Below are 26091 nucleotides of genomic sequence, written 5' to 3'. Positions count from 1 at the left end.
CCCACGCGGTAGATCAGCCGGATAAGCCAGAGCAAGCGACGCCAGATCGAGCCCGGGCGCGGCCCCTTGCAACATGGCGACTCTATCGTTAGCGACCGGCCTATTCCCAAGGACCCGGTGCAAATCCCGGTAGCTATTCCGGCCACCGATCCGCCGGACAACGCATGACGCCCGGCAGTCCGCCAGCTTTCCACTGCGTCATCGCCTGCGACACAGGTCGGTTCCCCCATTATGAACAACACTGCTCTTTTGTGCTACCGCGCCGGATGGTTCAGTGGCGCGGCCAATGCCCCTCGCGACATCCTCGCCGGCATGGTCGCCACCCTCGCCCTTACACCGGAGTGTATCGCCTTCTCCTTCGTCGCCGGCATTGATCTGTAGGTCGGCCTGTTCGCCTCTTTCATGATAGGCATCGTCATAGCCTTCGCCGGAGGGCGGCCAGCCATGATCTCCGGCGCGGCGAGATCCGTGTCGTAGAGGATCGAGCCTGACCATTCCTGGACCGACAAACCTGCAATGCCGGTATCGAGCGTAAGTGTGACGTTGGCCGCTACGCCTTCGGGATCATCGGCAACGCCATTTTCGAAGTCGGCATTGACGCGGGGATCGATGGCCGCGACCTGCAGACGCAGATGGCCAAGCACCTTATCCAGGCTGAGATCGCCATCATCCCTGCCCGTAATCCAGGCCGCGCCCGCGCTCGTCGAGGCAATGGCCTTGAAGCCGAGCTTCGTCAGCCGAACGGCGCTGCCCGCATCTCAGGCATTGGGGATGATGATGAAGCCGCTGTCATGCATGCGACGGAAATGCCGGCGCAACTCGGCAGTCGTCATGGATCAGTTCCTCTTTTCGTTTTGTTCGATCATTCGTTTGGCCTTCGCTGACAGGGATCGAAAGGTGATCGACCAGCGAGTGGCGTCCATGGCGGCAATGCCATGCTCCCAGTCATGCCGCGCCTCGCCGCTCAGATGATATATCGAACGAGAGGCAAGCGCAGCGTTGAACCGCGAAAAGCCCGTCGGGGTTCGGCGCCGCATACGTAGGGTAGCCGCTTGCCCCAGAGAAATGCCCACGACATGCTCGAAGACTGGGCGATCTTTATGCCAGCCGATGCCGGCGCCAGGATCGTAGCGGGTCACGAGCGCCTGGACGAGTTCGGAAGCGTCGAGCCCGGCAAAGTAAGCGGCGCGCAGTCTCAAAGAGTTCAGCCATTCGGGCATAGGCTCGGCGCGCGCGAAAGCGCCATTCTCGAAATCATAGCTCCAGCCAAAGCTGCAGGTCAGCCTGTGCCCGGTCCACTGCTGGAACCGGAAGGGCGTGAGTGGGACACCCGCAATATGCGCGATGAGCATCTGTTCTTCGCGCGTGGTCAGGAACTGCTCGGTCTGCGCAAAGCCCGACAGTTGTGGCCCTCCGAACAGGTCGGCCTGCCCTCCAGTCTTAGCGATCGCTTCCATGGAGAAGCTCAGAGCGCCAAAGCCGTCTGGACCGGCTTGGGGTCTATCTCCACGATCGTGAAGATATGGGCGGGCGGCGTCACCAGGAGGTCCGTCTCCGGCACGGTCAGGTCCAGCCACTGCATCACCTGGCGCCGATGGATGATCGCGCCCTGGCGCTCCTGATAGCGCATGACCTCGGGGTTGGCGTCCAGCGTCACGATCCGATAGCTGACCGGCCATTTGCCCATCGCAGGTTCCCAGATGGCGGCGAGATAGAAGAAATTGCCGTCCTCAAGCGTCACGCGAAACTTCCGGTCGCCGTTGCGGATATGAAATTCCGATGCGGCGACGAGACAGCGATGGCTTGGGAATGTGCGCCCTTCGGACCGTACGAACTGATAGCTCACACCGTCGCTGAACCGCGGATTGGAACCCCAGGCAGCCTCGATCATCTCTACCTCTTGAAAATCGTTCGGATTGCGTCGGATGATGGCACGGCGGCTGCCAGGCCCGGCATCTGGATCAAAAGCGGTAGGTGTCGAGTCCATGAAAAGAACATATAACGAACATTAGACGTCGGCAAGGCTGCCGATCAGGAGAAAGGCCTATGTGCAATGACTACCGGCTGATCGTCGATATCGCCTCGATCGTCGAGGATTTCGAGGACCTGACGATCAAGATCAAAATGCCTGAGGGCAAGCCCAATGTGGCGGCTCGCGAGGACATCAAGATCACCGATCCCGCCCCGATCGTCCGCAGCGTGGAAGGCGAACGCGCAGCAGGAGAGCTTGTCAGCCGCCGCTGGAGCTGGGCCGGACAGAAGGGCCGTCCCGTCTATAATTTCCGGTCCGAAGGGCGCCAATTCACCTCCCACCGCTGCTTGATCCTGGCGGACGGTTTCTATGAGTTTACAGACCCCGCCGACGCAAAGCAGAAGCGCCTCGACAAATGGCTCTTCACCATGGCGGATCATCGCTGGTTCTGCATTGCGGGCATCTGGCGCGCGGCGCCCGAGGGCGAGGCCTTCACCATGCTCACCATGGACGCGGGGCCCGATGTCGCGACCTATCACCATCGCCAGATCATCCCGCTCCCGCACGACCGTTGGGCCGACTGGCTCGACCCAGCTGTTCCTGCAGAGAAGACGCTCGCATGGATGCCCAAGGGCAGCCTGCCCGTGACCCAGGTCTATGGGTCGCCACCCGCTCAGGCGGTGCTGCTCTAATGGCCAGCGCTGATCTGCCACGTTTCCTCGAGGCGCAGGCTGGCGTTTACGAGGTAGCGTTGGCCGAGATCGCAGCCGGCGCCAAGCGCTCGCACTGGATGTGGTTCATTTTCCCGCAGCTACGTGGCCTTGGGAACAGCGCCATGGCCCGGCATTACGGGATCGCGTCGCTGGCCGAGGCTCGCGCCTATCTCGACCATGCTGACCTTGGAGCGCGATATCTGGCCTGTGTCGAAGCACTGGAGCGCCTGGAAGGAAATGATCCCATAGCGGTTTTCGGTTCGATCGATGCCATGAAGCTGCGATCGTCCCTCACCCTCTTCGAGATGGCGAGGTGCCTCCCCCTTTTCGACGCAGCCATCGAACGCTGGTTTGACGGGAAGCGCGACGATGCCACACGACAGCGGATCGGTTAAGCCGGCAAAATGTGATCCCATTGCCGGTTCCCACCTATGGCCGGCATCTCGCAATCATGCGAATTGCAATCTGCTGCCCGGAGCCCTCCCATCTTTCACCTGATCTTCGCGCTGCCCGCCATTTTGGTCATCACCCAGTTCCTGTGGCCTATGGCTCTGCCGCTGCTGGCGAAGATCTTGGTAGCAGCCCTCATGCTCGCGGCGTCGCAATTTCAGTTCTGGAGCAAACTTTCCTCCGGATCGGTATTCGCACCTGAATTTCCGCGCAGCGTCGTCATTCTCTTCAATTGGGCGAGTGGGAGCATCCTGTTTCTCGCGCTGGTGCAGTTGCTGCTCAGCGCTGGGTATCTCGGCGTCTGGATGGCGTCCGGCAACGCCCCGGCTGTGCCGGAAACCCTTCGCTATGCGATGGCAGGCGCCTCCGGTCTGCTGGGCGCTATCGGTGTGCTGAATGCCGTGCGCGTCCCGCCGCTCAAGGATGTCGACCTTCTTATTCGAGACCTGCCTTCGCAATATGAAGGCTACACGATCCTTCAGCTCACTGACCTCCATATCAGCCGTCTGTTTCCCGCTTCATGGACTCAGGCAGTTGTCGATCGCGCCAATGCGCTGGCTGTCGATCTCGTCGTCGTGACGGGCGACGTGATCGACGGCTCCCTTGCGATGCGTCGTGCGGATGTAGCGCCTCTCGCGAGACTTGAGGCAAGGGACGGGATCTACATGAGCCCTGGGAACCATAAATATTTCCTCGGCTTCCGCGAATGGATGCAGCATTTCTCGGAGATGGGGATGCGTATTCTCGGCGATGCCCATACGATCCTGGAAAGAGGTGGCGCGCGCCTGATGCTGGCCGGCGTAACAGACAGGTCCGCGCCGGCAACCGGCCAGCCCAGGCCGGACCTCGCCGCTGCTCTTGCCGGAGGCCCTAATGGCGTGCCCATCATATTGCTCGATCACCAGCCTGGCGGCGCGCATCGTGCCGCAGCCTGTGGCATCGCGGCCCAGCTGTCGGGTCACACGCATGGCGGGATGATGCCGGGCCTCGCCTGGTTGGTCGCACGCGGAAATGCCGGTTTCGTGTCTGGCTCATATGATGTCGATGGCATGACGCTCTACGTCAACAACGGAACCGGTATCTGGCCAGGCTTCGCGCTACGCCTGCGCCGCCCTTGCGAACTGACACGCCTGACACTTCGCCGCGCGCCGTGATCTTCCGCGCGATGGCGGCCATGAGCGGCAAGTGCCCAAGCAGCCGGGAAGACCTTGATGCAATACGACTATGACCATGACCGCCGCGATGGCCTTCGCCTCGCCTTGGCCGCGCTGGCGGCAGAGGAAGCCAAATGGGCAGTCTTGCTTGGAGAGAGCCGCTCCTCGCGAACCAATGCAGCCCGTCAGATACGGCACAAGGCGATCCAGATCGCTCAAAAGCGCTTGCAGACTATCCTGAACCGATTGATACCCGATGAAGACACTTCGGCGACGGCCGAACTGGCATCGGCGCTCGACAAGCTAGGTCTTTAGGGCTGATCAGCCCGGCGCATCGATCGCCAGCAAATCCTGCTCCTGCGGATGACGCTCGATATAGGCCGCGACAAATTCACAGAGTGGAACGACCTTGAGATTCTGCGCACGTGCATCAGCCAGTGCAGCTCCGATGAGGCGGCTGCCCACGCCCTGCCCTTCGAGCGCAGCGGGCACCTGGGTATGGGTAAAGACCAGTGCGCCCTCGCGCCGATCATAGGCCGCGACAGCCAATTGGCCCTCGACCGACAGCTCATAGCGCCCTTCAGCCTCATTGTTTCGAAAATCACCTATATTGGCCATGATCCTGTCTCCGGTTCGATCCGCTCGTCACTCGCCCATGAGATGAAGGGCGAGCCGCCGGGCGTGGCCCACGCGTCTATGCTCGAACAAGTAGATGCCCTGCCATGTTCCAAGGCTCGGCAAGCCATCGAGCACGGGAATGGAAAGCTGCGCCTGGGTGAGCGCCGCGCGCAAATGCGCTGGCATATCATCGGGTCCCTCGTCGTCATGGTCGTATCGATCCGGGTCCTCTGGTGCGATCCGCGCGAAATAGGCTTCGAGATCGCGGCGGGCCGCGGGCGCCGCATTTTCCTGGATGAGCAGCGAGGCCGATGTGTGCTGGCAGAAGATCGTCAGCAGACCCTCGACTATGCCGCTTTCCTCTACCCAGCGCCGGATCAGCCGGGTCACCTCGTGCAAGCCCTGCCCTGCCGTATCGATCGTCAGGATCGTCGTTTTCTGTAGCACACCTGCCTCCGCGCCGAAGTTCAACTCTCGCGATCGCGCGAAAATTGCGGAACCGCAAGCGGCGCGATCCAAGGCAGCCGTCTGATGGTCCAGCTCTCATATTGCGGGACGAGGCCCGATGCATCCTCGAAGCTAGCGACCGGCAGCTCGACTTCCGCCTCTGTCAGATTGGCGAAGCGCGATCCGCAGATCTGACAATAGAGCCGGCGATAGTCTGGGCTGCTCTCCCACTGCGCGTAAGTCCCTGACAGGCTGACTGCAGTGCGCGGAAAGACGGCGAAAGCGAGATAGGGCGCCCCATGTGCCTTTCGACAGACGAGACAATGGCACAAGCCGACCCGCAAGGCCTCGCCTTGCGCAACGAAGCGCAGAGCACCACAGGCGCAGCCGCCCGACCGTTCCAGTGTTCCGATCGTCATCGACGAAGTTGGCTCCGGCTTTGGACCATCACCCTTTGGCCCTGCTCAGCTGTTTTCTGTTGGCGTTCATCTTACGCTGAATATCGCTTATCGCCTTCCTCCCGCCGCTGAGCGGTGTGGCACCCAACGTGCCCGCCGTCATGGGCATTGGTGGCTCTCCGATTGAACCTTCTTGGCTACTATGCGCTGCGCCTCCTTCCGGGCGCATGGTCCGCCCATCGCGAGCCGCGTCATCCTCAGCATGATCACGACATTAGCCTCCGCGCCAGTTGCCACAGCGACAGACCGGTCGTTATCCCATCCTGGAAGGTTTTCCTGGCCATCAGCATTTCCAGCTCGCGCAGCGCAAACGCTCAACGCGCCTGCCCGGGATTGTTTCATTGGCCGGCCGGTGCGTTTCTGGTCCTTCAAATCGAGAGAGAGCGGCGAGGTACGCCACTGCTGCGGGGCCGATCCGCATAGCCGATATCCTGGTTGTCCGCAAAAAATCGGAGGGGGTGTCGACAACCAATTGAAAGGTAACAGTTTCGCTATGCAGGCCCGGATCGGAACAGAGCATTACGCTTCTTTTGTCCAAGCGATGCTTGACCACGATCGCAAATATAAGGAACATATAGGGAACATTTGAGTCGCCTCGTTTTTATGCCCATTGCCCCTGCCCCCGCCTATCGGCCTCGCGCTGATGATCTTGCCGCGTTGCGTGCAGAGCTTGACCGTGCGCGACCGGCGCGCAGGCCGGTACTCGCCTTCGGGGTAGCGGAACTGGACGATCGTCTGGCGGGGCATGGACTTGACGGCGCTGGATTGCATGAAATGGCCGCTTCTTCCCCGACTCTCAACGACGACGCCGCCGCAACCCTGTTCGCTGCGGGCATCGCCGCCAGATTTGCGGGCCGCAGGGGGGCCGACATATTCTGGACGGCGAGCCAGTTCGATCTCTACGCGCCTGGCCTTGAGCAAAGCGGCCTTAAGCCGGCCGCCATCCTCTACGCCCAGGGCATGAAAGACAACATCGTCCTGGCAATGGCCGAGGACGCGCTGCGCGACGGCAGCTTCGCCTGCGTGATCGCCGAGGTGAAGGCAGCCGACCAGACCGCGACCCGTCGTCTGCAGCTTGCAGCATCGGATGGGAGCACGCCCGTTCTCCTCTATCGGCGTCATCGCCGGCTTGATCGCTGCCCGTTGAGCAGCCTCTCGTCGGCCATGACCCGCTGGCGCATCGGCTGTACGCCCTCGGCACCCCTTCCCCATCCCGGCGTTGGCCGGGCGCGCTGGCTGGTCGAGCTGGTCCGCCAGCGAAACGGCAATCCATTTTCCCTCGAGCTGGAGGCATGCGATGACACGGGTCGCCTCGCTCTACCTGCCGCAGCTCCCGATCGAGCGATTGCGACAGGCAGAGCGGCTATCCAGGCCGCCTGAGCCTGGCGCCTTCAGCATCGCCCGACACCTGCCTGCACCTGTCGACGATAATCCCGGCGCATGCTCTGTCCCACGCGGTGGCGGGTGGCGACCGGGCGCGCGCTGGGCCCGCGATGGCGCGCTTGGCAGCTGGCCGAGCCAGTCTGAGATCGACGCGCTTCCCGCCCACCAGCGCCCGACGATGCGCGAGTTGGGCAGGCGCAGCGAACATGCCGAGCACCCGTTCCGAGCATTGGGTTCAGACGATGGCGGCGACGCCGGCGCCACGCCGCCAAGTCTCAGTTGGGCAGATTTGTGGGGCCGACCCACCATAATCATTGCCAGGACCGGGCAGCGTGACATCGTGACGGCCGCCTGCCCCGTTGCGCTGGACCTCGGCCTGCGCCCCGGCATGGCAGCCGCTCACGCGCGCGCGCTCGTCACCGATCTCGACGTGCATGATGCGCAGCCGGACGCGGACCGCGCCTGGCTCGACCGGTTGGCGCTTCATGCCGTCGCGCACTGGACACCGACGGCAAGCGTCTCAGGCAAGGATGGGCTATGGCTCGATCTCACCGGGACCACGCATCTGTTTGGCGGCGAAGAACGCTTCTGTCGCCGGCTACTGCGCTTCCTTCAGCGCCTGGGCATGACCGCCAGCATCTGCGTTGCCGGAACGCCGGGCGCTGCCCATGCGCTCGCGCGATATGGCGGCGAGACGATCAGTCTGCTGCCGACCGGTGCAGAGACACAGGCCATTGCATCCTTGCCGCTCGCCGCGCTGCGCCTCGATCCCCAGGCGCTCGTCTCGGCGGCACGCTTCGGGATCGAGCGGATCGCCGATCTCTACCCCATGCCGCGCGGCCCGCTGGCGCGACGCCTCGGGCTCGCGGCCGTTGAACGGCTCGACCAGGCGCGCGGCGCCAGGCCCGAGCCGATCATCGCGGTCGTTCCTTTTACAGCACCGCGAGCCGCGCGCGGCCTGCTGGAACCCATCGGCACGGCTGAGGCGATCAACCAGGTGATCAGCGATCTGGTGGACGATATAGCTGCCCAGCTGCTGGCTCGTGGCGCAGGCCTTCGAACTGGAATCCTGGCCTGCGGTATCGTTGACGGGAGCGAGCAGCGCGTCGCAATCGGGACGGCGCGCGCGACCCGGGATGCCCGGCATCTCAAGCGCATGTTCGCGATGCGGGTGGAACGGATCGATCCGGGCCTTGGGATCGAAGCGATGTCGCTTGTCGCGCCCCGCATTGAGGATCTCAGGGCCGAAGCGATCAATGCCAGCTTTGCCATTGACGATCGGCCGGCCGATTTGGCACCGGTCATCGACCAGCTTGTCGGCCGCATAGAGCCCGACACACCCTTTCGTCTGTCGTCGCGCGAGAGCGATGTGCCAGAACGCGCGGTCGGCCGGATTGGGGCCCTGGAGGCCCCGATTGGCTGGCCCCGCTGGCAGCGTCCGGTGAGGATGCTGGGGCGCCCGGAACTTCTTTCAAACGTCGTGGCGCTCCTGCCCGACCATCCGCCCCGGCGCTTTACCTGGCGTCGAACGGATTATCGTGTCGTGGCGGGCGATGGTCCTGAACGGATCCATGGCGAATGGTGGAGGAGTGCTCGCGAGATGTGGGCGATACGCGACTACTTCCGGGTCGAGGCGCAAGGCGGCGCGCGCTTTTGGTTGTTCCGGCGAGGCGACGGCTTCGACGAGCAGACCGGAAATCTGAGCTGGTTCATGCATGGGATCTTCGGCTGATGTCCCGCTATGTCGAGCTCCAGGTCATAAGTCATTTTTCCTTCCTGCGCGGCGCCTCATCGCCTGAACAGCTCTTTGCGGCCGCCGCGCTTCTGGGACATCGCGCTCTTGGCTTGGCCGACTGGGGCAGTGTGGCCGGGGTCGTGCGCGGTTGGGACGCGCAGAAGACGACTGGCGTCCGGATGATGCCAGGCGCGCGGGTGACGCTCACCGATGGCCGCACGCTTCTGCTCTATCCTACAAACCGGTCCGCCTGGAGCCGGCTCACTCGTCTCCTGACCTTGGGTAAGGCGCGTGGCGGAAAGGGATGCTGCATCCTCGCCTGGAGCGATGTCGACGCCCATGCCGAAGGCATGGTGGCGATCCTGCTGCCCGATCAGGTGGATGGCTCCACGGCGGCGCATCTGGCGGACCTGCGCGCAGTCTTCGGCACCCGCGCTCATATCGCACTTGTGCTTCGACGCCGCCCCGAAGATGCCGCACGACTGCATGCGCTGGCCGCCTTGGCGCGGGCTGCAGATGTGCGGGCAGTAGCCACGGGCGACATACTCTATCATGACGCCCAGGCCCGCCCGCTCCAGGACGTCATGACCGCGATCCGCGAACGTAGCACGATCGACGCTCTTGGTTTCAAACGGCAGCGCTTCATGGATCGCTGCCTCCAGAGACCGCAGGAAATGGAGCGGCGCTTCGCCGCTTTTCCCGACGCGATCCAGGCGAGCGCTGACATCGCGCAAATGTGCCAGTTCGATCTCGGCGAAATCCAGTATCAATATCCCTATGAGGAGGTGTTGGCCGGGCGAACGGCCCAGCAAGCCCTGGTCGATCTGACCTATGCAGCGGCGCATCGCTTGTTTCCTGATGGCCTCCCGCCTGCCTATCGCAGCCAGATCGACCATGAAATCCGCCTCATCGACCAGCTTGGCTACGCCCCATATTTCCTGACGGTCAACGCGATCGTCGCCGAGAGCCGCCGTCGCGGCATTCTCTGCCAAGGGCGCGGCTCGGCCGCGAACAGTTGTGTCTGCTATATACTGGGCATCACCTCTATCGATCCCATCCGCCATGAACTGCTCTTCGAGCGCTTCGTCAGCGGAGAGCGCAAGGAGCCGCCCGACATCGATGTCGATTTCGAACATGAACGGCGCGAGGAGATCATCCAGTGGATCTATGAGACCTATGGCCGTACTCGCTCGGCTCTGACCGCGGTTGTCACTCGCTACCGGACCCGTGGCGCGGTTGCCGAGGTCGGCAAGGCGCTAGGCCTGCCGCGCGACCTCACCAAGATGTTGACGGGCCTGGTGTGGGGCTGGTCCATGGACGGTATTACCCAGGAGCAGATCGAAAGTCTCAATCTCAACGCGGACGATCATCGCCTTAAACTCACCCTCGAGCTTTCCCGTCAGCTGATCGGCACGCCGCGCCACCTCTCCCAGCACCCCGGCGGCTTTGTCTTGACCCAGGATCGGCTCGACGACCTCGTGCCGATTGAACCAGCGCGCATGGATCAGCGGCAAATCATAGAATGGGATAAGGACGATATCGATACCCTCAAGTTCATGAAGGTGGATGTTCTTGGCCTCGGCATGCTCGGTTGCATGAACCGCGCCTTCAACCTGCTGGAAGAGCACAAGGGCATCCGCGTTGGGATGGCCGATCTTCAGGAAGATGATCCGGCCGTCTATGCCATGATCCAGAAGGCGGATACGCTGGGCGTCTTCCAGATCGAAAGCCGGGCGCAGATGTCGATGCTGCCCAGGATCAAGCCGAAGGAATTTTACGATCTCGTTATTGAGGTCGCGATCGTACGCCCCGGCCCCATTCAGGGCGACATGGTCCACCCCTATCTGCGCCGCCGTGAGGGAAAGGAGAAGCCGCAATATCCCAAGCCTGAACTGGAGGCGGTACTCAAGAAGACGCTCGGCGTTCCTCTCTTCCAGGAACAGGCGATGAAGGTCGCGATCGTGGGCGCCGGCTTCACGCCAGCCGAGGCCGACCAGCTCCGCCGCGCCATGGCGACCTTCAAGATGACCGGCGGGGTCAGCCATTTTTACGACAAGCTGGTGAACGGCATGGTCGAGCGCGGTTATCCAAAGGACTTTGCCGAGCGCACCTTCAAGCAGATCGAGGGGTTCGGCTCCTACGGTTTCCCCGAGAGCCACGCCGCGTCCTTCGCCAAGATTGCCTATGCCTCCTGCTGGATGAAGCATCATCACCCGGACGTCTTCTGCGCCGCGCTCCTGAATGCCCAGCCGATGGGCTTTTACGCACCGGCCCAGATCGCGCGCGATGCCCGCAACCATGGCGTGGAAGTCAGGCCCGTCTCGATCAACGACAGCCATTGGGACTGCACGCTGGAACCTGCGCAAGGTCGTTACAAGGCTGTGCGCCTGGGTTTCTGCCAGGTCCGCGGACTGTCCAACCTGCACGGCGCGGCGATCGTGGCCGCTCGCGGCCCAGCGCTTTATGAAAGCGTCGAGGAGGTCTGGCGGCGCGCACACGTGCCGCGCGCCGCTATCGAGCGGCTGGCCGAGGCTGACGCATTTGCCTGCATTGCCCAAGACCGCCGACAGGGTTTGTGGAAAGTGAAGGGTCTGGGCGATGCCCCCCTCCCGCTGTTCGCGGCTGCCGATGCGCGTGACGCGACCTTCTCGCCCGAGGGCATGGAACCCCAAACGAGCCTCAGGCCCATGACGCAGGGGCGTGAGGTGGTCGAGGATTATCGGGCTCTGCAACTATCGTTGCGCGCTCATCCTTTAAGCTTCCTGCGCGATCGGCTCGATAACATGCAGATCGCGCGCTGCGCCGATCTTTCCTCGATCCGCGATGGCCGCAATGTCGAGGTGGCGGGCGTCATCCTCGTGCGACAGCGGCCGGGCTCGGCCAAGGGCGTATTGTTCGTCACGATCGAGGACGAGACCGGTGTCGCGCAGGGCATTCTCTGGCCAGACCGGTTTGAGATCTACCGGCGGCAAGTGATGTCAGCGTCGATGATTGCCATGCGCGGTCGGTTGCAGAAGGAAGGCGAGGTCATCCACATCATCTGCGACCGGATCATAGATCATAATGATATGCTGCGTTCGATCGGGCAGTCGGAATTCTTCGTTGCGCCCGGTCGCGGCGATGGTGCCACGCATGGCGGCGGCCCCGATCCTCGCGAGCCGGACATTCAACGGGGACGAACGCTGAGTTCCCCTTCCTTTCGCACAGAGATAGAGAAGGAAGAACTGCTACATATCCGCAGTCATGATTTCCGCCAATTTAATGCTTATCCGCATCGAGATGGCCATAATCAAACCTTGGATGGAGATTGATGCCTAGCCGAGGCGAATGGACGCAGGTGAGAATGCCACACAGATGCAGAAATATTCTTGTGGGGAGATAAGCAAAGGCCCAAGGCCCAGGCATTGCACATTAACCGCCGCCTGATCAGGCGTACTGATCAATCAGAATGTCTGTCACGACGACCGGATCAGCAGATGCTGTCACGATTGGCCGAACCCCATTTTCCTGAATGAAAGCCGCAGGATCCAGTCCATGGGCAAGCAGGACGCCACATCTATTCTCACCGCACCATATGATCGTCGCACAAACTTCGAGACGATCGACCTGAATGGAGATTGAAGTGCCAACCGGCGGAAATTCGAACCCTTCCAATTGCGCGCCATAAAGTGAAATATTCTGGATGGTGGCATATTCATAAAGCCCCTTCCAAAAAACCGTGCAGGGCACGTTGACAGATTGTCTGGAATGTTCGCGGCGATCGAGGTCGAGGGGTGCTGGTGCGTGCTGCATATCATCCATCCTGATCCCCGTCCTTAAAGCGTCCGGGTAACAAGTTGGTTCCGCAGTGACGGAAAATGCACCTTTGACCATGGATTGCAAATCACCGATGCCGGGCGTCAAGCCCGAATGCAATGGCGACTGCCAGTCAGTTGGTTGCGCAAGGCACAATTGCAACGTCCCGCTTCGCATTTGCTGAAACGCATCTGCGATGTGATAGAGGCGCTGCCTTTCAGACAACCTCTCCTAAAAACTTTCAAGGCTGGTCGATCCCAATCAGCCTTTCTTTTTGCGCAGATGCGCCGCCAGCTATGGCTTGTGCGTCAGAGATTTGCGCAGCTTGTCTTCCCTTCGAGCTGAAATATTGCCACACACAGCCCATGCGTTTTCCATATCTTATCGCCCTCCCGCTGCTCTTTGCTACCCCTGCGCATGCCTGGGGGCCCGTTGGCCATCGTATCACCGGCGCGATTGCGGATGAAAATCTGAGTGGTATTGCCCGCGCCAATGTGCAATTGCTGCTTGGCACTACCGATCTTGCTGAAGCAGCGACCTGGCCCGATGATATGAAATCTGATCCAGCTGAGTTCTGGCAAAAAAGGGCCAGTTCCTGGCATTATGTGACGGTGCATGAGGGTGACGCCTACAAGCCATCGGATGCCCCCGCTGAGGGTGATGCGATGACCGCTCTCACACGCTTCACGGCAACGCTCCGCGATCCGCGTGCCTCCCTGGACGAAAGGCGCCTGGCGCTGCGTTTCATAGTCCACATCATCGGTGATCTTCATCAACCCCTTCACGCCGGCGGCGGTGATGATCGCGGCGGCAATGATTTCAAAGTGAGTTGGTTTGGCCGACCGACTAATCTTCATTCGGTCTGGGATAGCGCCATGATCGAGCAGCGTTCCCTTTCCTACTCCGAACTTGCCGGTTGGTTGTCCCGTTCAATCACGCCACAGCAGGTCATTGACTGGAATGATCGTAATCCGTCTGACTGGATTGGTGAGAGTATCGCGCTGCGCAAGACCATCTATCCGGTCGACCCCGCTCTTTCCTGGGACTATGCCCATCGGCATCGAACAGAGATGGATAATCGCCTTCAGCGCGCGGGTATTCGCATTGCTGCCTATCTCAATGCGATATTTGAGCGGCCTGCCAGCAGCGAAGCGGTCCGCCAGTAGCATGCCTCGGGGATCGCGCCATGATCTGACCGGCATATTGATCGATAACGGTTTCTACCCGATCCTTCGTGTTGCTGATGGCGGCGATTGGCGGCTCGACGTCAGCGACTGTTTTCGTCAACTCCTTGGACATAGGGTACGGGGGCTGGGCACGCGATCGGGATTCGACATGCTGGACGTCGATCGGATCGAGCGTGCTTGATCGCCGTGATGGTGGAGAGGTTAGGACCTGCTCTCATGTGGGGCAGCATCGCCAGTGATTGAGGCAGGCACCCATAGGCGCTTGGAAATTGAGGGCTCTGCCATAGCGGACATCCATTCTTTCTACAGAGAAATAAACCGGGTTTTCATGTCGGATGAGACATGGGTTCTCGGGGAAAGCCTCGATGCCTTGGATGACATGCTTTATGGCGGCTATGGCGCAATAGCTGGCGCCGCCTCGGTAGAGATCATTTGGAAGGACATTGCGGTAAGCCGCAAATCTCTCGGAGCGGATACGACGCTGGAGTTTCTGCAAGCGCGACACGCTATTCGTGACCAGTTCAATGGCCAGTCTATTACGCAGCAAATGGAGGCGCTACTAGCTGGTGCCGGCAACACATATTTTGATATAGTTATGGAGGTGTTCGCCAGCCATCGCTCCATCAAGATAGTTGCGAGCTAGGACGCTCTTGCCCCAAGCGGTGTAGAGCTGACACGTTGCACTGCGCGAGAGCCGATCGGATGGTTGATTAGTCCGCTCGAGATTCTATTCTGCCTGTCCCGACTGGCAGACAGGTGGCTGTTTTAAGCAGTTTGTTGGTGCGCTCGGGATTACAGTATGTGCCTCTAGCCACGACGAGGTGCCATACCCACGCCCGCCTATGTCGTAAAGACTGCCGCGTGCGCGACAGCGATGTGCCCTTCCTCTTAACGTTCCTCAGTGCCTATTTTCAAATCCAGCTGGCGGCAGACCCGTCGCGCATGAAAGGAAGACCGGCATGGCGGAGCATCTGAGGATCGATTTTGTATCGGACATTGCTTGTCCCTGGTGCATCATCGGGCTCAAGGGATTACAGACTGCGCTGGAAAGGCTTGACGGCAAGGTCAGCGCCGACATCCGGTTCCGGCCTTTCGAACTCAATCCGGACATGGGCGCGGAAGGACAGAATCTGGGGGAGCATATCACCCAGAAATATGGATCGACGCCGGAACAGTCAGCCGCCAGCCGAACGATGATACAGGATCGGGCCGCGGCGCTTGGCTTTACCATCACAATGAGCCAGGACAGCCGCGTCTATAATACATTCGACGCTCACAGGCTTTTGCACTGGGCTGGTCAAGAAGACCGGCAGGTAGATCTCAAACTTGTTCTGTTTCGGGCCTATTTCACCGGCGGTCGCAATGTCTCGGATCATGCAGTGCTGCTGGACGCCGTCGAGCAGGCAGGGCTGGGCAAGAAACAAGCTCTGAACATTCTGGAGAGCGACATGTTTGACGCGGCCGTGCGAGACGAGGAAGCTTTATGGCGATCACGCGGGATCGACGGCGTGCCAGCGATTGTCGTGAACGAGAAATATCTCATTAGTGGCGGACAACCTCCGGAAGCCTTTGAACAGGCGTTGCGCCAGATTGCAACGGAAAATCGGATCGCCTGAGCTCGTGTCGAAACGCGTATAAATGCAGAACGGCCTTTGTCATTTGTATGTTGCAGTAGCAACGACCCTATTCGATAGTCCTTGTCTCTCACGGTCGTTTGTCAGGAGGCCTGCCCTGGATAGCAAATCGAGCCCACCCTCTCAGCAGATTGCTGCGCCATTTGCGGCATCAGCCTGATGGAAACCATCGGTCGCGATCTTGGCGAGATGCAGCGCGTCCCGCTTGCTCCAGCCCATGTCAAGGCATTGCGCGCCGCTGGTAAGCTGGCGAACTATGCGGCAGGCACCTACATTGTACAGCCCGGAGACCCGGTCAATTGCTTTGTCTACGTCGATGATGGCGAGATCGAGGTCGTCGATGCTTTTAGCGGAAAGCGCTATGGCTCCTCGACCCTTGGCCCTACCCAGTTCATGGCAGAGATATCCTTCCTGAGCGGTGGCGTCTGGACCATGCCGATGCGCGCTGCGATCGACACACGGGTTATCGAAGTGCCGCGGCATGCCATGTTGCGCCTGATGGCTGACATGCCGGAAATGTCAGATATCATCATCACCGTCCTGTCAGCCAGACGTCGTCGGCAGCTCGACAATCGTGACGGAACCCTCGTGCTGATCGGCGAGGATGATGATCGAGATCTACGTTGCATTGCCGAATTTGCGAGCCGCAATCGCCTGCCCTTCGCATCCCATCCTGTAGGGAGCCCCGAGGCAGTTCGGATCGCCACCAGTTGCGCCATTCCGCTCGATCAACCTGCGGTTATCTTCGGCCGTGATCGGGTCATCGCTGACCCAACGCCGCACAAGGTTGCCCAACTGCTTGGCCTTAATCTTGATGTGGTCCAGTGCGAGGCATTTGACGTGTTGATTGTTGGTGGTGGTCCAGCTGGCGTCGCGGCAGGCGTTTATGCCGGTGCCGAGGGGCTCAATGCCCTTGTAGTCGAAGATATCGCAATCGGCGGCCAGGCAGGTACGTCGAGCCGGATCGAGAATTATATGGGTTTCCCGACTGGCATATCGGGTGCAGACCTTGTCTGGCGCGGTGAAGTCCAGGCCATGAAATTCGGCACTCGGTTCGTAATGCCCCGCCGGGTCGAGCGACTGGAGCGATTGGAGAACGGCCAGTTTTGCGCGACGTTCGATAATCGACATCAGGTTCGGGCAGGTGCCGTTATAGTGGCAACCGGCGTGCAATATAGGCGTCTTCCGATCGCACGTTTTGCAGATTTTGAGGGTGCAGGCATCTACTATGCGGCAACTGAGAATGAAGCGCGCTATTGCCAGGGTACAGAGGCTATCGTGATAGGCGGCGGCAACTCGGCGGGGCAGGCGGCTATGTATCTGAGCCGATCGGCCGACCATGTCTGCCTTCTAGTAAGGGGCACCTCGCTGGCTACGTCCATGTCGCATTATCTATCGAGCAGACTTGAAGCCGATCAGAGAATCAGTATCGAATATGAAGCGCAGGTGACGCAGCTTCACGGCAACGGGAAACTTGACGCCGTCACGATTGAGAAGGCTGGAGAACAGCGGACGGTTGCAGCCTGCGCAATGTTCGTGATGGTGGGCGCCGCCCCCAATTCGGACTGGCTGAGGGGCCTGGTGGCCCTCGACGACAAGGGCTTTGTCATGACCGGCGATGCCGTAAATGGTGGATCGCCTTACGCGACTTCCTGTCTTGGCATATTCGCGGTTGGGGATGTCCGTTCCGGTTCGGTCAAGCGTGTGGCATCGTCCGTCGGAGAAGGTTCCGTCGTCATTTCCAAAGTGTGGGAATATCTTAACAGTTGAAGCAGCTACGAAAATAACTGCGTTGCTCCCGTTCCCTTCGGCGTTTGCTATAACTCAGCAAAGCTTTCCAGACGGGGATGGGATAGAAGGTGAATAGCGCTGTACCAATGTCCGCATACTAAACATAAAAATGGAAAATACGAAGTTTTACTCTGCCCGCCTTGGAGAAGTTACTTTTCTGTTTCCAGATTACTGGCAGTGCAAACTTCGTATTGTTTTCGCTTGGCGAGGCGTTCCAGTTCGACTGGAGCGAGGACTGGGCGGTCATTGATGGCGTGCACCTCAGACTGCACGTCCCACATTTCAAGATCCGCTACAGCCCGGCCTTTTCGTGCGCGTCCAGGTCTCGCTGGGCTGGAACTGAATGGGAATGCACGCCATCATCCCGTTGCCGAAACCCCTTCGCCTCTCTACTTTCCACCGGGCAGCATAGCGCCGCACGGCATCGCAAGAACCTTTGAAACCCTCATACGCCAAAAGGTTGCCTGTCATGCCGTGAGCAGGATACGCGTTCACATGTCCATGCCGGTTGGCGAGCAGCGTAGGCGGAACAGGCCTGCTTCTGCAAAGCGAAACCCGGTTTCCCTACCGTAAAACGGATAGAGAACGGCAAAGCGGTCCGCAGCATCGCTCCATCGCCGTCGAACCCCCGGGCCGAGGCGCAGTCGCGCCAGGCATCTACGCCTCGTCGGGCCTGCCAGACGAAGAGCGCGGCTTTTCAAGGACACTATCCGTCCCTTCCCTTGCATTGGCGGCAATTATAGCAAAGGGGTCAACCGGTACGGAGAAGGCGACGCCGCACAGTCGATCATTTCTCCATCGGATTTCGCCATTCACATCCAGATCTATTGCCTTGAGCGAAAGCTGGCGGCCCGGCCATAAGTCCATGTCAGCTTGAAGCATCGCTCCGCCCGCAGAAATGTCTCCAACCACGACGGATCTGCTGCCGGAATCTAAGACGAGCGTGGCTTTGAACGACGTGGCGAACCTTGCATCGCGACGTCGGTCAGCTTTGCGCATTCGTTCATATAGCGACGGCAGCATAGTCTGCACTCCTCGACAAGGGTATCCAACGTCATCGCCTAAGCTGCAACAATCCTGTCCAAGAATTGAAACGATGGAGGTGCGTGTGAAGCCCCAAGGCGTAAAAGCATCGCGTCTAATGACGATCAAATCTTTAAAAAGCGTCACAATGCGAATCTCTTGCAGACCAAAAAAGCGCGCACTGTCGTTGATGCCAACAGGCGGGCGCCATCCTTCGGGCGGACCAATCCAAAAAATAGGTGAGCCCTAACCTGAGTTAAACCCGCCATTAATCTATTTTTTTATCTTCTTTCATAGACTTGCCTCCACTGCTCGGAGATCAATATGAAAAGCCTGCTCTATATCAGCACAGCGCGCTCCATTCTGGACCTATCGCAAATTGAAGATTTGCTTTGCAAATCACGCGCAGCAAATGCCATGGTCGGCCTTACGGGACTACTGGTCGTGGGCGGGCGACGCTTTTTGCAGGTGCTGGAAGGCCCTGACGAGGCGGTGATCGAAACATATGAGCGGATCAGGCAAGATCCGCGTCATTTCGCTCTGGTCAAGCTCCGCGAGAAGGCGGTCGAAACCAGAGAATTTGGTTCATGGTCAATGGGATTTGAGCAAGGCGGCGAAGCTGCAACTTCAGCTTCGCTCTCGGATCAAGTGAATGCTATGGCTTCGTCGATTACGGACCCGACGTTGCGTGCTTACTTTGCCGGCTTCGCCGAAACCCACGCCCGCAAACAATTGAATGAACGGGTTTGAAGATGAAAACCGCGCGATGAAAGCGAACGTGCGGCGCATTTCGGGCAGGCGGCATAATTTTCTTTGAAAAAGAATCGCGTCTTAGCAAAGCGCGCTAAAAGGTATTTAGGCGCGCAAAGCTTCGCAGACCATCTCAAGGCAGGTCGAGGCAGGAGCAGGTGCTCTTCTAAGCGAACCCTCGACAATTAATCTCGGTTCCGGAGAACAGACTGTGCGTGAGGAGCGCGAAGAGCAGACGCAGCGCTGCCTCGAGGCGGTTCTGTCTGGATCGAACATGCTCACATGCGGCCGGTTGGACAAGTCAAAGGCTGCCATGAAAGCTACGTCAAAGGCCAATCTGCCCATCACCGCTATCTTTGCGAATGAGGAAACCGATATCAACGTCGGTCTTCGGGGCCCCCGATGCGATTGAAGATAGTCAAAAAGACGCTGCAAAGCGGCTCGAGCAGGCGATTATGCTCCGACAAGATGAACCCCGCCAGCGATAATCGCCGACGGGGCCATGTCGATCATTGCTCTTTAGAAGTGGAAAATAACACCAGCCATGGGGCGGAAGCTATCCCAGTCATAGGTATCGACCTGGACACGCAAGCGTACGCCGCTGTTGCCCGTTACGCCGCCAAGCCCGATTTCCTTGGGGCCTACTTCAACGCCTGCGCCGTACATCCAGTCCTTGCGATCGGGCCAGCCGCCCTTGCCATTCACCCACTGATAGCCAGCCGACGCATAGATCAGCCCGCTTTCGCCGGCGCGCGCACCAAAGCGGCCCTTGACGCCATATTCCCAGTCAATGTCGCTAAACCCCTTGGTGGCGTTACCTTCCACGCCAACGAAGACCGGGCCCAGAGGGACGTTGACGCCGGCAATGCCACTGATCAAAGCGCCATTCATGATGGTTTCGCCGGGAATGGCTCCGAACTCGGAACCACGATCAAAAGTGTGATAACCGCCAAGCACGCCGACATAAGGCTCGACGCCGAAAGCGTCGGTGCCGTCAGGCGCGGTGTCCTGCGCAGAAGCGATTGCGGGCAAGGCCACCAGAATTGCGGCGGCGGCGAGAAACTTCTTCATACGAACCCCTGTTTGTGTCGATTAGGTCGACGGCAAAACATGTCGCGTTGCAACAAGTTGCGATGATATGACAACAATTTGAAGGCGTTGCATTTATACAACAGGGTTTTGGCGGAACCAAGGGCGTCTGCATTTGCCTTATCGTCGTGAGTAGTCACCCGCCCTTTGCAGTCCTCACCCTCTCGTACCGCGAGGAATTTATTCATGCGCGGATCTGTGTGGAACGAGGTTTCCCCCGGAGTACGTCAGGCGAAGCAAAGACGAAATATTGTCACGACAGATTGCAAGTATCGTCCGTAAGCCGGTTCAACATGTCCTGCAATCGGATGGGAGAACAGGGTTTGCCACAGACTACGGCATTGGGGAAACGTTCGATGAGCAGCGCTGCGTCCGCATGTCCGGAGTGAAAGATGAATGGAACGCCTGCTGACTGCAACGCCTCCGCTACCGGATAGACTTCGCCATCTGCCAGTCTCACATCCAAGATTGCATAATCCGGTGGAGCGTTTTTGACGGCATCCAGTGCTGACGCCACGGAAATATATGGTCCATCAACGGATAATCCCACTTCCTCGATGATATCTTGGAGGTCGAGCGCCACAAACAGTTCGTCTTCAACCAGCAAAACCGTCCCGGCCATTCAAATCATCCATCGGTAAGCACATTTGACGGCAAACGGAGCTCGATGAAGAAAGTTCCGTCCTTCATCTCTCGCGTGACTTCCGCACCAAGTTGCTTCGCAGAAGTGTTTACCAGGATTGTGCCAAAGCCAGTACCTTCTGAAAGCACGACAGCTTGAGAACAGCTCTCCACCCATCGCAATCGCAACGCGTCCTTTTCAAGCGCCCAGCTAATTTTGAGCACTCCACCATCAGGACCTAATGCACCATATTTCGCTGCATTCGTGGCCCATTCATGCATCATGAGCGCAAGAGGGGAGAGAGAGAAGCGCGCGATGCAGACATCAGGTCCTTCGACTGTTATGTCGGCATGATCGCGATAGGGCGCAATGGTGGCATCGACTAGATCAATCAGCTTTATTGACTGTACCTCTCCTGTCGGCGAAGCTAGCGAATGCGCGTTCCCCAATGCGGCAATTCGTTCGCGCAAGTCTATTGCGAACGCGCGGACATCGTGGTGGCAGCGGGAGCCTGCTGAGACCATACCTGCGACGATCGCGAAGAGGTTCTTCACCCGGTGGTTCATTTCGCGCAACATCAGTTCGCGCGTCTCAGCAAGGGCATATTCCGGGGTCACGTCGATGGAGACCCCGACAAGCCGAGGAGATCCATCGCCCGTAACCATTCGGCCGAAACTCTTGATACGACGGGTGAGCTCGCCTTCCATGACGCGGTAGCTGGCCTCGAAGTCCCCGCCTCGCGCAATGACATTCGCGAGCGCGGCCTCGAAGCTGGGTCGATCATCGGGATGCAATCGGCCGAGCCGCCTTTCAGCATCTGTGGAAGCGGTATCGAGCGAAATTCCGAGAATTTCGCGACCGTGGGCGTCTACAAATGCTTCCCGAGTTTCAACATCATATTCCCATACGGCGATGCCTCCCGCGCGGATCGCCATATCCAGCCGTTCGCGCTCCGCTGCAAGGTCCCGCTCCATTGACAGGGCATCCGTAATGTCCGTCAGGACCAAAGTCGCCCCGTCCGTAGCACCATTCTGCATGCGATAGGGGAGAGTACGCAACGACAGCGCGCGCTCACCATCGCGTGTCGTCACCCGCCTCTGAATTGCCGCGTGCCCTGAAGCCACGGCGCGGGCATCATCCATATAGTCCGGCTCAGCAAGGCGCGTCGATACGTCCTCGAGCGGCCGCCCCCGGTCGCCGGGCTGCAATGGGAAAAGAGCTGTCGCTGCCTCCGTGAAGCTACGAATGCGAAGATCCGAATCCAGTACGATCACTGCCAGCTCGGTTGATTCGAAGAAATTGCGCAGGTCGGAATTGGCGACGGTCAGTTGATCGACCTTGGACTTGAGTTCGTCGTTGACCGTGGATAGCTCCTCGTTCGTGGACTGAAGTTCCTCGTTCATCGACATCATTTCTTCATTGGAGCTTTTAAGCTCCTCGTTTGCCGTCTCAAGTTCCTCCACGGTCGAGCGCAGCCGGTGGCGGGTGACGCGCAATTCATCTTCCAGCGCGTCGAGATGATCGTCGCCTGCGTCCATCTCCGCCACGTCGTCTTCCAACTCGGGGCGAAATGGCGCGGTTTCGCGAAAGACAAAGAGCAAAGTGCCGTCGGGCAGTGGATCGCACACAACGTCGATCTGCTGGTTGCCATATTCCGTTCTGACCTGAACATCGCGGACAATGGCTCGCTTACGGGTATCACGCCCCTCTCGCAGCAAAGGCCCAATTACGGTGCGCAAGCCGGCCCGAGCCAGGCTTATCGCACTCGATCCGCCTGTGCGAGTGACAGGAAAATCAAAATAACGTCCCAACCGACCATAGGCGGCGATGATACCCCCATCCTGGTCCAGTACCAGACTGGCAGGCGCATAACGGTCCACCAGGCGGCGCACCGCGGCACCCTCGTCCGACAAGGTGCGTCCGCTACCCCTCTCCGTCCGTCCGTCGGCGCGCGTACCACGCGGATAGGCGCTGCCAGGCAGATCAATGGGGTAGCTGGGCGGACCGGGTGCACGTTTGAATAGACGTCCCTGCTGGTCAAGGGTCGGGAAAAGATGCTCGAAGCGACCGACGCTTTCCGACGGGCCGAGAAAAAGATAACCGCCCGGTCGGATCGCATAATGCAGGAGGGGCATGACCGACTGCTGCAAACGGTCGTCGAAATAGATTAGGAGGTTCCGGCACGACAGCAGGTCTATCCGCGAAAAAGGCGGATCCTTGACGATGCTGTGGCTGGAGAACCGAATCATGTCCCGGATCTGCGACGCAATGGTGAAGCGCTCCGCGTGCGGGATTGTATAATGTTCTCTCAGCGCTATCGGCATGTCGGCAAGAGCAGAAGCTGGATAGATGCCTTCGCGCGCGATCTGGAGCATGCTCTCGTCGATATCCGTCGCGAAAATCTGAACCGTAGCCGGGGTCACGCCCAGCTTGCGCGCCGCCTCCGCGAACAGGATCGCAATACTATAGGCTTCCTCACCCGAGGAACAGCCTGGGACCCAGACGCGTACTTCCTCGCCATCGCTCTCTTGCATCAGCGGCTCCACGACTTGTGTACGCAGTCGTTCGAACAGCTCGGCGTCCCGGAAGAAGCGAGTGACGTTGATGAGGAGATCGCGGAATAGAGCCTCGCACTCATCTGGGTCAGACCTGATGCGTGCGAGATACGTGGTCCCCGAATCGATACCGAGAACGTGCATGCGCCGTTCGACCCTACGGATCAGGGTCGTGCGCTTATAGCCTGAGAAGTCGTGGCCGACGATGGCGCGCAAGGTCTTGCACATCTCGTCGACATGGTCTGCCACCAGTGCCGCCTCTCGTTCCGCCGGATCAACGGTACGGTGGTTGAAGAAGGCTGTCAGGCAGTCGAGCATCTCGCCAGGTGGCTTTATATAATCAACGAGTCCCGTCCCCACGGCGGAGAGAGGCATGCCGTCGTAACGTGCGCTTTCCGGCCGCTGGACCAGGCAGACGCCGCCATTCTCCTTGATCGCGCGGAGGCCCGTGGTCCCATCTGCGCCGGTGCCAGACAGTATGACGCATGCTGCATCCCCCTGCTGGTCGGCAGCGAGTGAGATGAAGAAGTCGTCGATGGGACGGCGCAGTCCACGCGGTTGTGCGAACTCCGTCAGTTCAAGCACACCTTCACGGATGGCAAGGCCATGTCCCGGCGGAATGATGTAGACCTTGTCCGCCGCGATCTCCTCGCCCCCTTCGGACTGTAGCACTTCCAAGGTCGTGTGGCGGTCGAGCAACTGCGCCATCATGCTCTCATGCGTGGGATCCAGATGCTGCACAATGACGAAGGCCATGCCTGTCGGACCATGCGCCGTTGACAGCATCTCGCGTAGCGCCTCCAGTCCGCCGGCTGAGGCGCCGATGCCAACGACCGGAAGGCGTGGTGAGCTAATGTCTCTGCCGGTCAAAGGAAGGAGCCGCGGTCTAGCTCTGCCAGCGTCAGCTTGGCCTGAGCGATGGTTGCGGCCGAGTTGGCGATGGTCAAAAGCGATCCTTCCACCACGATGCCGCTTTCCGCCAGCACCGGGCTTAGCCGATCAAGCGTCCGACCTAGGTTTGCGTCATAGTCCTGCAGGAGATCTGCCCGTGTACGGCTAACATCGAACTGCGATGCGAAGATATAGCGCACCTCGCCCGAATGGGCCCGCAACTTAGACATATAGAGAAGGTTGATGAATGGACGCCCGTCCTTGCGAAAGTTGACGATCGGGGTGCGGACGTTGGCGATATGGTCCTCTGCGAGAAACGCGTGAATCTTTGTGCGGGCATCATCATTATGGCTCTCGCCTTGCAGGAAACGGCAGTTGTGGCCGAGAACCTCGTTAGTTGCGTATCCGGTAAGGTCGCGGAAACGCCTATTTGTCAGCAACAGAGGGTGATCGCCCGAGGCTTCGCCCAACGACAGGGCGACTGGCGAGCTGTCGAAATAATCCAGCAGCTCTACAGGAAGTTCGATATCGCGCATGGACTCTCCGAAAGGCGCCAGTTTGCTGGAAACGGTCCAACATGCTCAAAGCCCGTTACCTGCCCTAATGATTAAGGCACATAGCCACAAGGCGGGCTGGCTTGATCCACATTGGGACTCATCGATTCGTGGAACGCCTAAAGCGCTCCACCTCTCCAATCTGCAGCAAAAAATCCTTCGCCACATGATCCTGCGGTTTGTGCCTTGATGTGTTCGATCAACACAGTACGTGCCGACATAAGGGCGTGATTGCTTCACGCACACCAGATATGAGCTCAGCCTTCATTATCCGCTTCAGGCTTGCTGCTCCTGCCCTCCTCTGCAATCCAAACGTCGTGCAATGATCGCGAGTCATGTCGTGGAACCTGTCAGGCTCTTCTTCCAGACGGCCGTGCGCGATGATCAAGCTGTATAAGCGATGCGCAGCCGCAGATTGGAATATGCCTCGCTGTAGGGGCCGGCGCGTCAATCACCTTGGCCCCTCGATATACGAGGTGGGGTTGTTCCGCGATATCGCCTTCAGGCCCCTGCCTATCCAGCCCCCGCCTTGCATGTCGCCTTCTGCAGCCCAGGCGATCTCTCCGACCGAAAAATTCCGGTAGCGCAAGAGGTACATTTACAGAAATTAGAACCGACGTGCGATGCGGCCGAACGCAAGGTAATAGGATCTAAGTTAAAGCCTATGTTAAGGCGCATGATCGCCCACCCTGTTAATCGGCCCGTTGGCGACTGAGAGATGTTCATGCTCCCGCCAATGGGAGTTGATATGTCCGATGAACGGAACCTGGAGTTTCTTGCGTGCCGCCTTGCCCGGCTTTGTGGCCTCTCCAAGCGGGATATGGCTGCGGTCGCGGATTTACCCCATAGCATTCGGTACGTTAACCCAAATGCGTATCTTATCCGCGAAGGGGAGCCACCCAGAGCCGCCTGCCGGCTTGTACTTGATGGGATGGCTTTTAAACATAAGCTGACCGCGGACGGTGCACGCCAGATCGTATCGATTCATTTGCCGGGTGATCTCCTGGACCTGCAACATCTGTTCCTGAATATTGCCGACCACAGCGTGCAAGCATTGACGGCCATCGAGGTCGCAGAGATTGATCGTAATACCAACCTCCAATGATCCTGACTCACGTTGGGGATTCCCAAAGCGATGAATGTCTGAATCTATGGGTGCCGGTTGGAGGGCATTGCCATGGGTGCAGCGATTGGATTGCGGGACGACTTTGATGCGGCAGGCTTGAGACGGCTGGCGCGCGCGACCAGAAGCGCGAACCAGGGTCGTCGG

General features: G+C 59.4%; 26 protein-coding genes, 2 pseudogenes and 1 other annotated feature. Of the genes and pseudogenes, 16 read left to right on the top strand and 12 right to left on the bottom strand.

Translation table 11 applies throughout. The annotated features are described in order from the left end of the window. Positions 1 to 107: 107 nt before the first annotated feature. Positions 108 to 163 (top strand) — a sequence feature (sul1 is cis-regulatory element that is thought to sense ions involved in sulfur or methionine metabolism; They are found in Alphaproteobacteria). A gap of 149 nt (positions 164 to 312) precedes the next feature. Then, positions 313 to 474: pseudogene (locus BMY84_RS30880) on the top strand (SulP family inorganic anion transporter); the annotation flags it as partial. Here the strand turns inward: BMY84_RS30880 and BMY84_RS30595 are convergent. Continuing rightward, positions 462 to 713 (bottom strand): annotated as a pseudogene (locus BMY84_RS30595) (isocitrate lyase/phosphoenolpyruvate mutase family protein); the annotation flags it as partial. The pseudogenes BMY84_RS30880 and BMY84_RS30595 overlap by 13 nt on opposite strands. Here BMY84_RS30595 and BMY84_RS30590 point away from each other — a divergent pair. Continuing rightward, complete coding sequence (locus tag BMY84_RS30590) at positions 633 to 884, top strand: hypothetical protein (RefSeq protein WP_256215405.1); 252 nt, start codon at positions 633 to 635, stop codon at positions 882 to 884. The pseudogene BMY84_RS30595 and the gene BMY84_RS30590 overlap by 81 nt on opposite strands. Here BMY84_RS30590 and BMY84_RS23895 read toward each other — a convergent pair. Together BMY84_RS23895 and BMY84_RS23890 are read right to left on the bottom strand one after the other, a co-directional pair. Continuing rightward, positions 837 to 1457 (bottom strand): alpha-ketoglutarate-dependent dioxygenase AlkB, encoded by a 621-nt coding sequence (locus BMY84_RS23895; protein WP_093087177.1) that lies wholly within the window; start codon positions 1455 to 1457, stop codon positions 837 to 839. The genes BMY84_RS30590 and BMY84_RS23895 overlap by 48 nt on opposite strands. Before the next feature lie 8 nt (positions 1458 to 1465). After that, entirely contained in the window at positions 1466 to 1891 is a 426-nt protein-coding gene (locus BMY84_RS23890; RefSeq protein ID WP_093087175.1) for an SOS response-associated peptidase family protein, read from the bottom strand. 155 nt (positions 1892 to 2046) lie between these two features. Here BMY84_RS23890 and BMY84_RS23885 point away from each other — a divergent pair, with 155 nt between their 5' ends. Genes BMY84_RS23885 through BMY84_RS23870 form a run of 4 tightly spaced genes read left to right on the top strand, consistent with a single transcriptional unit; the run spans position 2047 to position 4604 of the window. Then, the gene (locus tag BMY84_RS23885) at positions 2047 to 2664 is read left to right on the top strand and encodes an SOS response-associated peptidase (protein WP_093087173.1); all 618 of its coding nucleotides are present in this window, start codon (positions 2047 to 2049) and stop codon (positions 2662 to 2664) included. After that, positions 2664 to 3080, top strand: coding sequence for a DUF1810 domain-containing protein (locus BMY84_RS23880; protein WP_093087171.1), 417 nt, complete (start codon positions 2664 to 2666; stop codon positions 3078 to 3080). The genes BMY84_RS23885 and BMY84_RS23880 overlap by 1 nt, the downstream gene beginning before the upstream one ends. Before the next feature lie 36 nt (positions 3081 to 3116). Then, positions 3117 to 4289 (top strand): metallophosphoesterase, encoded by a 1173-nt coding sequence (locus tag BMY84_RS23875; protein ID WP_218147016.1) that lies wholly within the window; start codon positions 3117 to 3119, stop codon positions 4287 to 4289. Positions 4290 to 4346: 57 nt separating this feature from the next. Beyond that, positions 4347 to 4604: a hypothetical protein gene (locus tag BMY84_RS23870; RefSeq protein WP_093087169.1), complete on the top strand. Its 258-nt coding sequence runs from the start codon at positions 4347 to 4349 to the stop codon at positions 4602 to 4604. A 6-nt stretch (positions 4605 to 4610) separates the two neighbouring features. Here BMY84_RS23870 and BMY84_RS23865 read toward each other — a convergent pair whose 3' ends face one another. Genes BMY84_RS23865 through BMY84_RS23855 form a run of 3 tightly spaced genes read right to left on the bottom strand, consistent with a single transcriptional unit; the run spans position 4611 to position 5773 of the window. Then, positions 4611 to 4907 carry a GNAT family N-acetyltransferase gene (locus BMY84_RS23865; RefSeq protein WP_093087167.1) on the bottom strand — a complete coding sequence of 99 codons (297 nt, stop codon included), beginning with the start codon at positions 4905 to 4907 and terminating at the stop codon, positions 4611 to 4613. Between the two features lie 27 nt (positions 4908 to 4934). Continuing rightward, complete coding sequence (locus BMY84_RS23860) at positions 4935 to 5354, bottom strand: secondary thiamine-phosphate synthase enzyme YjbQ (protein ID WP_093087262.1); 420 nt, start codon at positions 5352 to 5354, stop codon at positions 4935 to 4937. Positions 5355 to 5374: 20 nt separating this feature from the next. Beyond that, complete coding sequence (locus BMY84_RS23855) at positions 5375 to 5773, bottom strand: GFA family protein (RefSeq protein WP_093087165.1); 399 nt, start codon at positions 5771 to 5773, stop codon at positions 5375 to 5377. 642 nt (positions 5774 to 6415) lie between these two features. Here BMY84_RS23855 and BMY84_RS23850 point away from each other — a divergent pair. Genes BMY84_RS23850 through BMY84_RS23840 form a run of 3 tightly spaced genes read left to right on the top strand, consistent with a single transcriptional unit; the run spans position 6416 to position 12241 of the window. Continuing rightward, a complete protein-coding gene (locus BMY84_RS23850; protein ID WP_093087164.1) occupies positions 6416 to 7192 on the top strand; it encodes an ImuA family protein in 777 nt (258 codons plus the stop codon). After that, positions 7110 to 8927 carry a DUF6504 family protein gene (locus tag BMY84_RS23845; RefSeq protein WP_093087162.1) on the top strand — a complete coding sequence of 606 codons (1818 nt, stop codon included), beginning with the start codon at positions 7110 to 7112 and terminating at the stop codon, positions 8925 to 8927. The genes BMY84_RS23850 and BMY84_RS23845 overlap by 83 nt, the downstream gene beginning before the upstream one ends. After that, on the top strand, positions 8927 to 12241 hold the full coding sequence (locus tag BMY84_RS23840; protein WP_093087160.1) for an error-prone DNA polymerase: 3315 nt from the start codon (positions 8927 to 8929) through the stop codon (positions 12239 to 12241). The genes BMY84_RS23845 and BMY84_RS23840 overlap by 1 nt, the downstream gene beginning before the upstream one ends. Positions 12242 to 12356: 115 nt before the next feature. Here BMY84_RS23840 and BMY84_RS23835 read toward each other — a convergent pair whose 3' ends face one another. After that, positions 12357 to 12833 carry a PilZ domain-containing protein gene (locus tag BMY84_RS23835; protein ID WP_177204164.1) on the bottom strand — a complete coding sequence of 159 codons (477 nt, stop codon included), beginning with the start codon at positions 12831 to 12833 and terminating at the stop codon, positions 12357 to 12359. A 257-nt stretch (positions 12834 to 13090) separates the two neighbouring features. On the opposite strand from BMY84_RS23835, the gene BMY84_RS23830 reads away from it, so the two are divergent. From BMY84_RS23830 to BMY84_RS23810, 5 genes are all read left to right on the top strand, one after another. Continuing rightward, on the top strand, positions 13091 to 13891 hold the full coding sequence (locus tag BMY84_RS23830) for a S1/P1 nuclease (protein WP_093087157.1): 801 nt from the start codon (positions 13091 to 13093) through the stop codon (positions 13889 to 13891). Between the two features lies 1 nt (position 13892). Beyond that, positions 13893 to 14093 (top strand): DUF5818 domain-containing protein, encoded by a 201-nt coding sequence (locus tag BMY84_RS23825; protein WP_093087156.1) that lies wholly within the window; start codon positions 13893 to 13895, stop codon positions 14091 to 14093. Positions 14094 to 14174: 81 nt separating this feature from the next. Then, positions 14175 to 14555 carry a barstar family protein gene (locus tag BMY84_RS23820; RefSeq protein WP_256215403.1) on the top strand — a complete coding sequence of 127 codons (381 nt, stop codon included), beginning with the start codon at positions 14175 to 14177 and terminating at the stop codon, positions 14553 to 14555. A 316-nt stretch (positions 14556 to 14871) separates the two neighbouring features. Further along, entirely contained in the window at positions 14872 to 15528 is a 657-nt protein-coding gene (locus BMY84_RS23815) for a DsbA family oxidoreductase (protein WP_093087154.1), read from the top strand. 177 nt (positions 15529 to 15705) lie between these two features. Beyond that, positions 15706 to 17316: an FAD-dependent oxidoreductase gene (locus tag BMY84_RS23810; RefSeq protein WP_093087153.1), complete on the top strand. Its 1611-nt coding sequence runs from the start codon at positions 15706 to 15708 to the stop codon at positions 17314 to 17316. A gap of 678 nt (positions 17317 to 17994) precedes the next feature. Here BMY84_RS23810 and BMY84_RS23800 read toward each other — a convergent pair. After that, positions 17995 to 18507, bottom strand: a complete 513-nt coding sequence (locus BMY84_RS23800; RefSeq protein WP_143075143.1) for a PilZ domain-containing protein — start codon at positions 18505 to 18507, stop codon at positions 17995 to 17997. A 177-nt stretch (positions 18508 to 18684) separates the two neighbouring features. Between BMY84_RS23800 and BMY84_RS23795 the strand changes: the two genes are divergently transcribed. Next, positions 18685 to 19110 carry a BLUF domain-containing protein gene (locus BMY84_RS23795; RefSeq protein ID WP_093087148.1) on the top strand — a complete coding sequence of 142 codons (426 nt, stop codon included), beginning with the start codon at positions 18685 to 18687 and terminating at the stop codon, positions 19108 to 19110. Positions 19111 to 19629: 519 nt separating this feature from the next. Here the strand turns inward: BMY84_RS23795 and BMY84_RS23790 are convergent. The 4 genes from BMY84_RS23790 to BMY84_RS23775 all read right to left on the bottom strand — a co-directional run bounded on the left by BMY84_RS23790 (position 19630) and on the right by BMY84_RS23775 (position 24803). Continuing rightward, positions 19630 to 20181 carry an opacity protein gene (locus BMY84_RS23790; protein WP_093087147.1) on the bottom strand — a complete coding sequence of 184 codons (552 nt, stop codon included), beginning with the start codon at positions 20179 to 20181 and terminating at the stop codon, positions 19630 to 19632. Between the two features lie 271 nt (positions 20182 to 20452). Continuing rightward, positions 20453 to 20821 (bottom strand): response regulator, encoded by a 369-nt coding sequence (locus BMY84_RS23785; protein ID WP_093087145.1) that lies wholly within the window; start codon positions 20819 to 20821, stop codon positions 20453 to 20455. A gap of 5 nt (positions 20822 to 20826) precedes the next feature. Continuing rightward, positions 20827 to 24246: a chemotaxis protein CheB gene (locus tag BMY84_RS23780; protein ID WP_093087144.1), complete on the bottom strand. Its 3420-nt coding sequence runs from the start codon at positions 24244 to 24246 to the stop codon at positions 20827 to 20829. Beyond that, positions 24243 to 24803, bottom strand: a complete 561-nt coding sequence (locus BMY84_RS23775; protein WP_093087142.1) for a PAS domain-containing protein — start codon at positions 24801 to 24803, stop codon at positions 24243 to 24245. Before BMY84_RS23775 ends, BMY84_RS23780 begins: the two co-directional genes overlap by 4 nt. A 766-nt stretch (positions 24804 to 25569) precedes the next feature. Here BMY84_RS23775 and BMY84_RS23770 point away from each other — a divergent pair. Next, complete coding sequence (locus BMY84_RS23770; protein ID WP_256215402.1) at positions 25570 to 25926, top strand: Crp/Fnr family transcriptional regulator; 357 nt, start codon at positions 25570 to 25572, stop codon at positions 25924 to 25926. The last annotated feature ends 165 nt before the right edge of the window (positions 25927 to 26091 follow it).

Source organism: Sphingobium sp. AP50 (genome assembly GCF_900109095.1).
Classification (GTDB): Bacteria; Pseudomonadota; Alphaproteobacteria; order Sphingomonadales; family Sphingomonadaceae; genus Sphingobium.
This window is presented reverse-complemented; position numbering and strand designations above follow the sequence as displayed.